The organism is Streptomyces sp. NPDC001828 (assembly GCF_042892175.1).
Lineage (GTDB): Bacteria > Actinomycetota > Actinomycetes > Streptomycetales > Streptomycetaceae > Streptomyces.
The window spans coordinates 239,649-252,800 of sequence record NZ_JBIATV010000008.1 but is presented as its reverse complement, the minus strand read 5'-3'; the positions used below and the strand labels follow the sequence as shown (position 1 = coordinate 252,800).

Annotated in this window: 9 protein-coding genes and 2 riboswitches; of the genes, 3 read left to right on the top strand and 6 right to left on the bottom strand. The window is 72.0% G+C overall.

The features are described from left to right. The first annotated feature begins 58 nt into the window (after positions 1–58). Positions 59–748, top strand: coding sequence for a TetR/AcrR family transcriptional regulator (locus ACFYZA_RS23190; protein WP_388492486.1), 690 nt, complete (start codon positions 59–61; stop codon positions 746–748). 29 nt (positions 749–777) lie between these two features. Here the strand turns inward: ACFYZA_RS23190 and ACFYZA_RS23185 are convergent, their stop codons facing one another. The 6 genes from ACFYZA_RS23185 to ACFYZA_RS23160 form a co-directional block, all read right to left on the bottom strand. Beyond that, positions 778–2,388 (bottom strand): FAD-dependent oxidoreductase, encoded by a 1,611-nt coding sequence (locus tag ACFYZA_RS23185; protein ID WP_388492485.1) that lies wholly within the window; start codon positions 2,386–2,388, stop codon positions 778–780. 66 nt (positions 2,389–2,454) lie between these two features. After that, positions 2,455–3,423, bottom strand: a complete 969-nt coding sequence (locus ACFYZA_RS23180; protein ID WP_382586160.1) for a diiron oxygenase — start codon at positions 3,421–3,423, stop codon at positions 2,455–2,457. A 65-nt stretch (positions 3,424–3,488) separates the two neighbouring features. Next, the gene (locus tag ACFYZA_RS23175; protein ID WP_388492482.1) at positions 3,489–5,006 is read right to left on the bottom strand and encodes a flavin-containing monooxygenase; all 1,518 of its coding nucleotides are present in this window, start codon (positions 5,004–5,006) and stop codon (positions 3,489–3,491) included. Between the two features lie 270 nt (positions 5,007–5,276). Continuing rightward, positions 5,277–6,890 carry a Na+/H+ antiporter gene (locus ACFYZA_RS23170; RefSeq protein ID WP_388492481.1) on the bottom strand — a complete coding sequence of 538 codons (1,614 nt, stop codon included), beginning with the start codon at positions 6,888–6,890 and terminating at the stop codon, positions 5,277–5,279. Positions 6,891–6,999: 109 nt separating this feature from the next. Next, a complete protein-coding gene (locus tag ACFYZA_RS23165) occupies positions 7,000–7,443 on the bottom strand; it encodes an STAS domain-containing protein (protein WP_388492701.1) in 444 nt (147 codons plus the stop codon). An 85-nt stretch (positions 7,444–7,528) separates the two neighbouring features. Beyond that, positions 7,529–8,938, bottom strand: a complete 1,410-nt coding sequence (locus ACFYZA_RS23160; RefSeq protein ID WP_388492480.1) for a hypothetical protein — start codon at positions 8,936–8,938, stop codon at positions 7,529–7,531. Positions 8,939–9,069: 131 nt separating this feature from the next. Then, positions 9,070–9,145, bottom strand: a riboswitch (cobalamin riboswitch). Between the two features lie 52 nt (positions 9,146–9,197). Continuing rightward, positions 9,198–9,355: riboswitch (cobalamin riboswitch) on the top strand. Positions 9,356–9,454: 99 nt separating this feature from the next. Here ACFYZA_RS23160 and ACFYZA_RS23155 point away from each other — a divergent pair. Continuing rightward, positions 9,455–12,238 (top strand): prenyltransferase/squalene oxidase repeat-containing protein, encoded by a 2,784-nt coding sequence (locus tag ACFYZA_RS23155; RefSeq protein WP_388492479.1) that lies wholly within the window; start codon positions 9,455–9,457, stop codon positions 12,236–12,238. Then, positions 12,235–13,149 carry a hypothetical protein gene (locus ACFYZA_RS23150; protein WP_388492477.1) on the top strand — a complete coding sequence of 305 codons (915 nt, stop codon included), beginning with the start codon at positions 12,235–12,237 and terminating at the stop codon, positions 13,147–13,149. Before ACFYZA_RS23155 ends, ACFYZA_RS23150 begins: the two co-directional genes overlap by 4 nt. Positions 13,150–13,152: the final 3 nt, after the last annotated feature.

Here is a 13,152-nt window from a genome sequence, read left to right as displayed (position 1 = left end):
CGGTCCGGCCCTCGCCCGGACCCTCGGGCGTGCTGAGCCGGTCCGATATCCTGACGAGGTGGCGGACAGAACCGGCGGAGAGCCGCAGATCGACGGACGCTCCACCCGGTGGGACGAGCACAAGGCGCGGCGCCAGGTCGACTTGGTGGACGCGGCCGTCGCGCTCATCGAGGAGGAGGGCACGCGCTTTCGCGTGCAGCGTCTCGCCGAGCGGGTGGGGCTGCCGCGATCGGTGCTCTACCGGCACTTCAAGGACCGCGCCCATCTGGACGAGTTGATCCGCCGGCGGGTGGTGGACTCGTTCCTGCGGCGGATGGAGCCCACCCTCACCTTCGAGGGGACCGTCGAGGACGCCGTGCACCGGGTGGTGGGCGCGCATCTCGACTGGGTGGCCCAACACCCGCGCCTGTACGCCTACATGGGGGTCGCGGAGCACTCGATGGGCGACGGCTCGCTGGTGGCGGACACCAAGACGGCGATCGCGCTGATGCTGAGCGACCGGTTCGGGGACGTGCTCAAGGCGCTCGGGGTGCCGCAGGCGCCGATCCGTTCGGTCGCGATCGGCATCGTGGGTTTCGTGGACACCGCGGTCAACCAGTGGGTGCGCGACGAGCGGCGTGAGCAGTCCGAGGAGGAGCTGCGCGCGATGCTGTGCCGCTCGGTCTGGGCGGTCCTCGACGCGACGCTGCGGGACCTGGGCGTGGAAGTGTCGCCGCAGCAGCGCGTGTCGGACCTGGAGCGGCACTGACCGTGCTCGGGTGAGGGCCGGCCGGGCCGTCAGCCGCGTACCGCCGGGACGGCTCGCGCCGCCGCGCGGTGCAGGGACTCGGTGTCCGTGAGTTTGACGCGGGGCCGCCCCTGGGCCTCGCCCGCCGCTCGCTCCACGCGGTCGATCGCGCGCCAGGCCGCCAGGCCCAGGCCGTTCCCCGCCGCACCCACGGTGGACAGCGGCCGGGTGAGGCGCCCGGCGGCGAAGTCGTCCAGGAGGGATGCGACCGTCTCGTGGGCGCAGGTCTTGTTCGTCCCGATGAAGCCGGTCGGGCCCCGCTTGATCCAGCCCGCGACGTAGACGCCGGGCTCGACCCGCCCGGAGTCGTGCGGAATGGTCGCGGTGTCCTCGTCGAAGGGCAGGCCGGGGACGGGACGGGCCCGGTAGCCGACGGAGCGCAGGACGAGGCCGGTCTCCAGGGTCAGGGTCTCGCCGGTGGGCCGGGCGCGGACCGTGCCGTCGTCGTCGGTGTCCAGTGTGGTGGCGGTGACCTCAAGGGCGCGTACGGAGCCGTCGCCGGTGATCCGCACCGGGCCGGTGAGGAAGCGCAGCACGATGCGGCGACGCCCCTCGGCGTGCGGACGGGCGGCCAGCTCCGACAGGAGCCGGGTCTTCTCGGTGGCGTCGGGCGCCAAATCCTCGGGCCAGCCCTCGACGCGCACGTCCACGTCCTTCAGGGCGCCGAGGGCGAGGAGTTCGGGCACGGTGAACGCGGCCTGCGCGGGTCCGCGCCGGCCGAGGAGGACGACCTCGCGGACCTTGCTGGTGCGCAGCGCGGCGAGCGCGCAGTCGGAGATGTCGGTACGGGCCAGGGCGTCGGGGTCCGCGGTGAGGATGCGGGCGACGTCGAGGGCGACGTTGCCGTTGCCGATGACGACCGCGCGTTCACAGCCGAGGTCGTGGTCGTCGTGCGCGTGGTCGGGGTGGCCGTTGTACCAGGCGACGAAGTCCGTGGCGGAGACGCTGCCGGGCAGGTCCTCGCCCTCGATACCGAGGCGCTTGTCGGTGGCGGCGCCGACCGCGTAGATCACCGCGTGGTGCTCGCGCAGCAGGTCGGCGTGGGTGACGTCGGATCCGACCTCGACCCCGAGGCGGTAGCTGAAGGCGGTCTGCGACTCGATGGCCCGGAACAGCTCCGTGACCCGCTTGGTGTCCTGGTGGTCCGGCGCGACGCCGGCCCGTGCGAGGCCGTACGGGGTCGGCAGGCGGTCGTAGACGGTGACGCGCACGCCCGGGTGGCGCAGCAGCTCGTCGGCGGCGAACAGTCCGGCCGGTCCGGCGCCGACGACCGCGACGCTCAACTCGCCCTCCGGCAGCTGGCGTTGTCTCGGCACCACGTACATGGGGGCACGGTCGGCGTGCGCGTTCTCCTTGTAGTACGAGGCGTTCAGCTCCAGGAACGGCAACTCCGCCGCGCCGAGGGCCGTGTGGGGCTTGAGCGCGTCCACCGGGCAGGCCGTCGTGCAGGCACCGCAGTCCACGCAGGTACGCGGATCGACGTACAGCATCTCCGTAGTCCCGAAGCCGGGTTCGCCCGGCGCGGGGTGGATGCAGTTGACCGGGCAGGCCAGCACGCAGGAGGCGTCGGCGCAGCAGGATCGGGTGACGACGTACGGCACGGCGGGCTGATCTCCGTTCGGGCGTTGGGGAGTTGGGGCGCGCGGCGAAGGGCGGCGCGCAGGGCGTCAGTCGGTGAGCGGGACGGGCTCGCCCCGGAAGCGTGCGGGGCGGCCGTCGATGCGCAGGGCCCGCCACAGCGGGCGGGACACCTTGTTCATCAGGCCGATGTCCTCGGCGAGCATGCGTACGTCGGAGAAGAGCTCGTGGAGCAGTTTCCGGCCGGCCTCGGACTTCCAGAAGACGTCCTTGACCACCCAGGCCGGGATGCCGACCTGCTCGGCGGACTTCCGGTCGGGGATCATGATGACGTCGCACAGACTGCGCATGATCAGCGGGAAGAGCACGGACAGGGCGCCGCGGCGGGCCTTGCCGAAGCGCGGGACGCGCAGCCGCAGGAACTCGTGCGCGAAGGAGATGTGGCGGGCCTCCTCCGCTATGTGGATCTGCATGATCCGCTGCGGCAGCGGATGCACCGGCTCCCCGCTGCGCAGGGCCGCCTTCTGCAGGTGGTCGATGGGCTCCTCGCCGGCCAGGATGCCGGTGAAGAACGCCTCGGGGTAGAGGGACCCGAACAGCGGCAGGACACGGCTGAGCTGGCGGAACCAGCGCTTGCCGCCGGCGGCGTCCACGCCGGTGCGGTTGACCAGTTCCTGGAACATCTGGGTGTGGTGGGTCTCTTCGGTGACCTCGTGGGTGAGGTACCTGAACTCCTGGTCCCCGTTGCCCAGTTGGTAGACGTAGTCCAGCGCCCCGCGCATGAGCAGGTTCTCGAACTGCATGCCCACCTTGGCGATCACCGCCCAGCGCCAGATCCCGATCCGGATCCGCGTCTCCAGCGGCTGCTCCTGGTACCAGGGGTGGGCGCCGAGCGCGTCCGCCGAGGTGAGGACCCAGCGCGGGTCGCTCGTGTCCACGGCGAACTCGGGGTCGTCCCACGCGATGTCGGTGAAGGCGTTGAAGTGGACGTTGACGGAACCCTCGGACAGGGTCCGCAGGCGCTCGTCGTAGGCCTTCCTGGTGAGGTGCGCGGTCATCTTCGTCCTCGCTTGTCTGGTGGGCCGCCCCGGCTGGAGGCGGATGGGAGGCACCGGCCCGGCGGTCAGGCGGCGCGGGTCGGTTCCTGGGGGCCTGCCGCGGTGTCCGCGCCGGACGGGCCCGCCTTGTCGAAGCGCAGCGGGGCGTCCTCGATGGGGGCGCCGCTCAGCATGGCGCGGTCGCGGTAGTAGTTGTTCCACAGCCGCCACGGGTCGCGGGTGCCCTGGCGCGGCATGGCCTTGTCGGCCCGTGCGATGTAGCCGGAGGTCAGCGCCTCGCCCATGACGGAGAACTCCGAGCGGTCGGCATCGGAGGCCACCGGGGTGGCGATGTCGTGCCCGTGGCGCCGCATGTGGGCGAGGAGGCGGGCGGTGTAGTCGGCCGCCAGGTCGGCCTTCAGGGTCCAGGAGGCGTTGGTGTATCCGATGACGAGGGACATGTTGGGCACGCCTTCGAGCAGAACGGCCTTGTAGAGCACGCGGTTCGTGACGTCCACCGGGCTGCCGTCGACGGTGAGCGCCATGCCGCCGAGAAGCCGGACGCTCAGTCCGGTGGCGGTGACGACGATGTCGGCCTTCAGCTCCCTGCCGGACTTCAGCCGGATGCCGTCGGCGGTGAACGTGTCGATGTGGTCGGTGGCGATGGCCGCCCTGCCGCTCTTGAGCACCTTGAACAGGTCACCGCCGGGGACGACGCACAGCCGCTGGTCCCAGGGCTTGTAGCGCGGGCTGAAGTGGCGCATGTCGACGCCCTTGCCCGCCCGGGCCCGCACGAGACCGAGGAGGACCTTGCGGGCGAGCCGGGGGTACTTGCGGCAGAAGGCGTAACTCCCGCGCTGCAGCGCGATGTTGCGGGTACGGGCGATCTTGTGGGTCAGCCGGGCCGGGGCGCGCAGCTTCTGCAGGAGGGAGGTGACCGGGTCGACCTCGGGCAGGGCGAGGATGTACGTGGGCGAGCGCTGCAGCATGGTGACGCTCGCCGCGTCGTCGGCCATCGCGGGGAGCAGGGTGATGGCGGTGGCGCCGGAGCCGATGACGACCACGTGCTTGCCGGTGTGGTCGAGGTCCTCGGGCCAGTGCTGGGGGTGGACGAGCGTGCCCCGGTAGTCCGCCTCGCCGGGGAACTCGGGGCGATAGGGCTCGTCGTAGTCGTAGTAGCCGGTCGCCCCGACCAGGTAGCCCGCGCTGTACGACTCGCGCTCGCCGGTCGTCTCGTCCTCGACCTCGACCGTCCACCGGCCTTCGGCGCCCGAGAAGTCGGCGCTGATCGCGCGGCGGCCGAAGCGAATGCGCTCAAGCACCCCCGCGTCGGCCGCGGCATCCTCGACGTACTGCCGGATGTCCGCGCCACCGGCGAGGATGCGGGCCTGGCGCCAGGGGCGGAAGCCGAAACCGAAGGTGGCCATGTCGGAGTCGGAGCGGATGCCGGGATACCGGAACAGGTCCCAGGTGCCGCCGACCCGGGCGCGCCGCTCGAGCACGACGACCGAAGCGCCGGGATTCGCCCGCAGGATGTGGCATGCGGCGCTGATACCGGATATCCCGGCGCCGATGACCAGGACGTCGACGTGCTGCTGCTCCATCGCGGAGACCCTCGCTCTCGCTCGTGGGCACCTGAGCGGGGCAGAGGCCGGGAGACCGCTGCCGCTCGGGGCGCTGACGCTTGCTCAGGCTCGTGGTGACCCCTCTGCGCCTCCTCGCAATTTACCTGCGACACGGCGTTTCAGATACCGCCGGTAACGTGATGTGGAACACGGTCGGCGGGGCGGTTCGCCGGTTTCGGCGTGACGGCAGGCGCGTAAGGCCAGTTGGCGGCCGTGGGCAGCCGCGCACAGCGGTCGGCGCGAGCGGGTTCACTCCGCCAACGGGACGTGCTCGAGGAGATGGAGTTCCTCGGTGTCCAGGCGCCCTTGCAGACGGCGCAGCACCGTGTCGTCGATGTCGCCCGCGTCCCGCAGCCGGATGACGACCGCCCGGCGCTCGGCGAGGAGGGCGAGGCTGAGGGCCGCGTGGTCGTCGGTGAGGCGCACCGGGTGGACGGCGAGCTCCTCGGGATCGTCCGGGATCGTGGCGCAGCGCTGCGCCACCGCGTCCGCGCGCAGTTGGTGGGAGCGCAGGATCGCCTCCCGCACGGTGGGCGCGGTCTCCAGGCGGCCGGCCAGGTCGGACAGGGCGGCGAGCGCGGACTCGAGCGCCGCCGACTCGGCGAGCCACTCCTCCCGGGCGGCCGTCCGGTCGTGCGGGATCCGCGCCCAGCGCACCACCCACGGCAGGATCAGCGCCTGCGCCATCGTCACGACGATCACCACGCCGGTGACGAAGACGATGAGCTGACGGGACGGGAAGGCGGCACCGTCGTCGAGGTGAGCGGGGACACCGAGCACCGCCGCCAGCGAGATCGACCCGCGGAACCCGGACAGGGCGCTGACGGTCAGGCGCCGGCCCGAGTACGTCGTACCGGAGGCACGGGCGGTGCCCCTGCGGACGATCCGGAAGAACGCGGCGACGCCGAAGTAGTAGGCGAAGCGGACGGCGACGAGCGTGCCGGCCACGGCGAAGCCGGTGGCGAGCGCGCGCGGGAGCTCGGCGTCGCCCATCATCCGTACCGAGTAGTCGAGTTCGACGCCGATGAGGACGAACAGGGAGCCGTTCAGGAGGTAGGTGGCGACCGTCCAGAAGTTCTGCGCCTGGACCCGCACCTCGGCCCGTACGGTGCGCGGACCGCTCTGGCTGAGCATGAGGCCGCACACCACGACGGCGACCACGCCCGAGGCGTCGATGTCCTCGGCGACGAGGTACGCGGAGAACGGGGCGAGCAGCAGAAGCACCTGGCCGCGCAGCGCGTCCGTCTGCGCCATCCGGGCCCGGAGCCACTGCACGACCGTGCCCGTGACGAGGCCGATCAGCCCTCCGCCGCCGTACCCGAGGACGAACAGCCACCCGACGTGCGGGGCGGTGATGTGCTCCGTGCCGACGGTCACGCCGACCGCGATGCCGTAGACGACCAGTGCCGTACCGTCGTTGAGGAGACTCTCGGCGCGCAGCAGCGTGACGTCCCTGCGCGGCAGCAGCCGGGCCACGACGTTGACCGCCGTCGCGTCGGTCGGCGCGACGGCCGCGCCCAGCACCCAGGCCGGGCCCCAGCCGATCCCGAGCCCGTGCGCGACGCAGGCCACGGATGCCGCCGAGGCGATGACGAGCAGCGTGGCGGCCAGTGCGACGTCGGTGAGGTGGCGGCGGATCTCACGCAGGGACGTGTTGAGGCTCTCCCAGGCAAGGAGCGCGGGCAGGAACAGCAACAGCACTACTTCGGAAGGCAGTTCCACCTTCCGGAGCGCGGGGATCAGGCCGATCAGTACGCCCATGACCATGAGCACCACGGGCGGCGCGATGCGCAGCCGGTCGCCGAGGGCGGAGCCGACAAGGACGGCGACCCCCAGCAGCACGACAAGCTCAAGACCGAGCACACGTTCCTCCCTCTGACACAGTGGTGCCCTTACTGTGCCGTGCCCCCGCGCGGAAGCCGGCCCCGTCGACCGGGTGTCGCCCGGGCCGGGTCACGGCAGCCCCCGCAGCTCAGACCCCCATGGCCGCTTCGGCGGCGGTGACCGTGTCGTAGACCCGCAGGAGCTCGTCCGCCCCGGTCACCTGGAAGATCTGCCGCAACGCCTGGGGCACACACGCAAGGACCAGCACCGTCCCGCTCCCGTCCGCCCGCCGCCACACATCCAGCAGCATGTCCAGGCCGACCGAGTCACAGAACTGGACCCGCGACAGGTCCAGCACGACGAAGCGCTCGCCCCGGGAGAGCAGTTCCCTGAGCCGCGGCCGGAACACCGGAGCTGTCACGTAATCCATGTCGCCGCCCACTCGGGCCACCAAACAGCGACTTGAGGCGATCGTCTCGACCCGAGGGGCAGGCACCACACTTTTCCCGACCGGCGCGGCAGGAGACACCGCAGCGGAATCTCGGCCGGAGCCTACCCACCCCCCTACCCCGCCCCGGGCCCCCCACCGCATCCCCACGCGATTACCGGCGCCCCCGCCCCGAAGCACGGCTACCAGCGCTGCGCACCGGGCGCCGGGCACGCCGCCGTGGTCGGGCTCAGCTGCCGTAGCGCAGCGAGATCGTGTCGCCCAGGCTGATCACGGTGTCACGGTTGGCGCCAGCGGCCGAGGCGCCGTCGACACTCGCCTTCCACGTAGAACTACCGCTGTTCGCAAGCCCGTTGACCGACGTGATGATGCCGCTTCCGCTACCGGGGGTGACGGAGGTGACACATCCGGCGGGGGTGGCGGCGCTCGTCGCCGCGTCCAGCACCGCGCCCAGGGTGAGGGTCGCGGCGGTGGGGGTGACGGCCACCGAGCAGACCTTGAGCGAGCTGCCGGTGTCCACGGTCAGGGCCAGCTTGGACGTGGTGCCCGTGGTGAAGCCGGAGGTGGCCACCCACTGCGGGGCACCGGTCGTGGTGGGGACCGGCGGTGTCGCCGTGAAGCCGCCGCCCACCACGGCGCGCAGGCCGTCGATGGAGGCATAGGCGGACGGCGAGGTGTCGCTGGGCTGGTACTTGAAGCCGCCGCCGGGCTTGAACTGCTGGGCGATCAGGAAGTCCACGGGGGTCTTCCCGGCCTTCGTGAGGAAGTCACCGGTCTGGGGGTTGATGCCGCAGGCGTTCAGGCCGGAGACGGCCCAGCCGTTGGAGTCGGTGTTGACGCCGAACATGGCGTCGAAGGCGCCGGAGGTGTTGATGAGCTTCGACTTGAGGAAGCCCTTCGCCTTGGTGATGGCGGGGTCGGTGGCCGGGACGCCGGAGACGCACAGGGAGGCCATGGTGGCGCCGGTCATGTCGATGTCACTGGCCGCGGCGAGTGCGGTCGGGTCGCCCTCGGCCTTGCTGAAGTTCCAGCCGCCGTCGTTGTGCTGGTTGGCCCGTACGGTGGTGACGGAGGCGTTGAGGAGCGTCTGCGGGATGCGCTGGACGCCGGCTTGCGTCCTGGCGCCGCCGAGCGAGAGCAGCGCGAACACGGTCCCGTTGAAGTTGCTCGACGCACCCCAGTAGCCGGGGGCGGAGTTCTGCCAGTACGCGTAGGTGTCCGCGATGAGGTTGCGGTTCGCCGAGACGCGGGCCGGGTCGATGCCGGCCGAGTAGGCGTTGACGATGCCGCGTTCGTAGTCGGTCACGACCGGCGAGGTGCTGGGCCACGCGGGAGTGGCGAGGAGGTTGCGGTAGACGGCGCGGGCGTTCTTCGTGGTGTCGCCGCCCGGGGTGACGTCGACGGCGGCGGTGCCGGCCGCGGCGAACGCGGAGAAGGCCCACTCGTTGGAGAGTCCGGCGCCGGCGTAGGAGCCGTCGGCCGCCTGAAGTGATCTGAGGTAGCTCACGCCGTTGGTCTTGGCGGTGGCTATCTGCGCGGGTGACGAAGTGGCGGAGGCGGGCACGGCCGTGAGCGCCAGGGCGCTCAGCGAGCAGGCCGCCGTCAGCAGGGCCCGGCGGGAAACGCGGGTGGAGGTCATGTCGGGTACTCCCGGGGAGAGGGGACGCCGACCGGTCCGCCGCGTCCGTCCCCTCGCACGAGGACGCCCGGCGCGCGGCAGCAGGCCGTCGTCCGAGCGCGTGGTCGACTTCCTTGATGTGACTGCCGTACGGGTCTTCGGGCTCGCCCCGGCCCCCGGCCGGTCCACACCGTTGCGCGTCAGCTCTGGATTCGCACCAGATTCCCCCATGCGGCAGCACCGGACGCTACCCCAACCTGCCGCGACTGCCCACCACTTGACTGTCTTGCCGGACTTGTGTTCTGATCCGCCCGATTCTCTTGTCAGTTCCGGGGGAAGCCGGTCGAAATCCGGCGCTGACCCGCAACCGTGGATTCGGTGGTACCTCAAGTACCCACCGGACAAGCCGGATTACCCGGACTGACTCAAGCAACAGACGCCGTCGCGGACTACGGTGTGGTGCGGATCGGCCCCTGTTCCAGCGGCGGGGCCCCTCTCCCATGCAGAACTCCGTTGCGGGTGAAGCAGGGGGTAACGGTGGGACACACCAGCAGACCAGGCCGAGGCATACGGGCCAGATTCGCCTCCGCGCTGTGCGCGGTCGCACTGACGGTCGGTGGCGGGGTGTCCTTCCTCGCCGGGGCCGCACCGGCGGCAGCCGATCCCCTGGGCGACTGCACATCCGTCAAGGGCGCCGTCGTCGCCGTCGACTTCGGACACTGGGGCGGCGGAGTCGTCCGTGGCTGTGACGCCACCCCGACCACCGGCTACGACCTGCTGCACGAGGCGGGCTTCACGACGACCGGTACCGAGCACGACGGCCCCGCGTTCATCTGCCGCCTCGGAAATGCCAAGTTCGATACGGGTACGCAGTACCCCACGCCGGATCAGGACGCCTGCAAGCTCACGCCTCCGGCCACGGCCTACTGGTCCTACTGGATCGCACCGCCCGGCCAGGACTACTGGACGTACAGCCCGCTGGGCGCGATGAGCCAGCATCCCAAGGACGGCTCCGTCGAGGCGTGGGTCTTCGGCCCCACCGACCCCAACGGCACGAGCGGCGGCCCCTCCTTCACGCCCGCCCAGGTACGCGCTCAGGGCCAGAGCGACCCGGGCGACCATCCGCCCGTCGTCGAGCCCGCCGAGGTCAACCTCACGGCCGCGGCCGGCTGGCTGAAGGGCCTGCTCCACGACGGCGACCACATCTACGACGAAGGCAGCTCCGCGCCCAACCTGTACCAGACAGCGCGCACGGCGCTCGCCCTCGCCGCGGCAGGCGGCAGGAGTGACGCGCTCGACCGGATGACCACGTATCTCGCCGCGCACACCGACGAGTTCGCCTACCTCAACGGTGTCGGTCAGGCGCCCAGCCCCACCGGCGCCGCGCTGCTCGCCCTGCTGGCCGAGAGCACCGAGCACGACCCGCACGCCTTCGGCGGCCACGACCTGCTAGGTGACCTCACCAAGAGCATGTGCACCGCCGAAGCACTGCCCGACTGCGTCGGCAAGGGCGACTTCCCGGCGGTCGGCGACGTGGCGACCCAGGCCCTCGCGGTCCTCGCACTCCAGCGGGCCGACGCCCCGGTGCCGGCCGACGCCCTCGCGCGGATCGCCGCCCATCAGTGCAAGGACGGCGGCTTCGGCCCCACCCTGCTGCGCGCCGGTGAGACCTGCTCGTCCAGCGACCCGGCCACCACCCCGTACGCCACGGTCGTCCTCCGGCGCGCGGGCGGTCACGACGACGCCGTCGCGAGCGCGCGCAAGAACCTGCGCGCGGCCCAACTGCCCACCGGCGCCTTCGGCGCCTATCCCGGCGTCACCACCGGCGACGTCACCGCGACCGGCGAAGCAGCGCAGGCGCTGCGGCTGCTCGGCGACACCACCCGCGCCGACGCCGCCGTCTCCTGGCTCGGCCGGCAGCAGACGAAGGCCGGCGGCTTCGGCTTCGACGAAGGCGCGACCGACCCGGAGATCTACCCGACCTGGGGCGCCGTCATCGCGGGCGCGCGGACCGACCTGGCGACCCTCACCACCACACGGACGGCCCCGCCCACCACTCCGCCCACCAAGGACCCGACGACCCCGCCGTCCACGGATCCGAGCACGAAGCCCACCGGTCCCTCCCCCACCGGCTCGGCGCCTCCGTGGGCCAAGGGCGAGGGTCCCGACCTCGCCAAGGGCTCCGCTTACCTCACCGACGGCTCGCGGCTGAAGCAGGGCCACTTCTACGAGAACGTCGCCGGCACCGGCTTCGCCGACTTCGGACTGACCATCGACGGGGCCTACGCCCTCGCGGCGACCGGCACCGACAACGCGGCCCTGCGCGGCATCGTGGACTTCCTCGACACCAAGGGCAAGGACGGCGCCACACCGGCACGGACCATCAACGAGTGGACCGGCGTGGGCACTTCGCACGCCGCAGGCGGCTCCATCGGCAAGGTCGCCGTCCTCGCGCAGTCCGTCGGACGCGATCCCAGGGCCTTCGCGGGGCACGACCTCATCGCCGCGCTCGGCCAAGCCGTCTGCGCGGCCCCGAGCACGGGCTCCGACAAAAGCTGCCCAGCGAAGGGGGCCTACCGCTACGCCCCGTCGGTGTTCGCCCAGTCCCTCGGCGTCATCGCCCAGCTGCGCGCGGGTGAGAAGGCCGCGGCCACCGAGCCCGTCGCCTACCTGGAGAGCCTCCAGCACAGCGACACGGGCGCCTGGCCGAGCCTGATCCCCTCGACCGGCGACTCCGAGGTCGACTCGACCGCGATGGCCGCCATGACCCTCGACCTCGTCAAGGACGACAAGGCGAAGGCCGCCGTCACCAAGGCTCTCGCCTGGATCGCGAGCAAGCAGCTGCCGGACGGAGGCTTCAAGGGCGCCTCGGGCGACTCGGTCAACTCCGCGGCACTCGCTGTCCAGGGGCTGTCCCTGGACGCGGCGAAGTACGGAGACCAGATCAAGAAGGCACGCACGTTCCTGGTCGGCCAGCAGAACAGTGACGGCGGTTTCAACGTCGCGGCCGACGGCCAGCGGGGCTCGGACGTCCGCGCCTCCACCCAGGCGCTCGGCGGGGCGATCGGCACGTCCTTCGGCACGCTGACGCGAGACCTGAGCGGCACGAAGGCGCAGGCTCCGGGCACGTCCGCGAGCGGTTCGACACCGGCCGTCGTCACCCCGGGCGGCGACGGCTCCGGCTCGTCCGGTGGCGGCGCCCTGGCGTCAACCGGCGTGCAGACGGGCGGACTTGTTCTCGCTGCGGTGCTGCTGTGCCTCGCCGGGTGGCGCACGGTCGTCGTCGCCCGGCGCCGGGCGGCCGCGGGAGGCAGGCGATGATCGCGCGCATACCTCGGGCCGTCGCCCGCGCGGCCGGCGCTCTGGCACTCGTGGTCGGCGCGCTGACCGCGGTGGCCCACCCGGCCGCCGCCGCGCCCCAGCCCATGGGGCAGTGCACCACCTCCTCGGGGGCGGTGCTCGCCGTGGACTTCAGCAAGTGGGGCGGGCCCGTCTACCGCTCCTGCGGAACCACCCCCACCACGGGGTACGAACTGCTCAACCAGGGCGGCTGGCGCACCACGGGCACCGGCCACGACGGCCCGGCGTTCATCTGCCGCATCGGCTACAGCGGCTACCAGGGCGGCAAGCAGTTCCCGCCGCCCTCCCAGGACGACTGCGTCCTCACCCCGCCGGCGTCCGCCTACTGGTCGTACTGGCACGCCGACCCGGGCGCCAACACCTGGGAGTACAGCCAGCTCGGCGCGATGCTCTACAAGCCGAAGCCGGGCAGCGTCGACCTGTGGATCTTCGGCGGCACCAACGTCGAGGGCACCGAAGGACGCCCGGCGATCTCCCCGGACCAGCTGCGTGCCCACAACGCACAGGCCACCGGCGGCGCCGTGCCGCAGGGCTCCGACGCGACGAAGAAGGCCGACCCGCTCCCTCCCGGCACCGACACCGGCCCCGCACCGGAGCACCCGGCCACCCCGTCGCCCTCGGCGTCCAGCGCTTCACCGACGGCGTCCCCCGCACCGTCCGCGTCACCATCACCGTCCGCCTCGGCAAGCGCCGAGGCCAGTGCCGCACCCTCGCCCAGTACCGGTACGAAGGTGGTCAACGCGGCACCGGCGGCCGACGCCGCCCATGATCCGGGATCGATGACACCGATCGCCCTCACCGCGGGCCTGGTGCTGCTGATCGCCGGGGGCGGCACCTACGCGGCCCAGCGCCGCCGCAGACGGTCGGAGTAGCCG

What these genes read in the sequence shown, in the direction of transcription:
- ACFYZA_RS23180 (WP_382586160.1), bottom strand. Translation starts at nt 3,423, where the DNA reads ATGACCGCGCACCTCACCAGGAAGGCCTACGACGAGCGCCTGCGGACC.
- ACFYZA_RS23175 (WP_388492482.1), bottom strand. Translation starts at nt 5,006, where the DNA reads ATGGAGCAGCAGCACGTCGACGTCCTGGTCATCGGCGCCGGGATATCC.
- ACFYZA_RS23165 (WP_388492701.1), bottom strand. Translation starts at nt 7,443, where the DNA reads ATGCGGTGGGGGGCCCGGGGCGGGGTAGGGGGGTGGGTAGGCTCCGGC.
- ACFYZA_RS23160 (WP_388492480.1), bottom strand. Translation starts at nt 8,938, where the DNA reads ATGACCTCCACCCGCGTTTCCCGCCGGGCCCTGCTGACGGCGGCCTGC.
- ACFYZA_RS23150 (WP_388492477.1), top strand. Translation starts at nt 12,235, where the DNA reads ATGATCGCGCGCATACCTCGGGCCGTCGCCCGCGCGGCCGGCGCTCTG.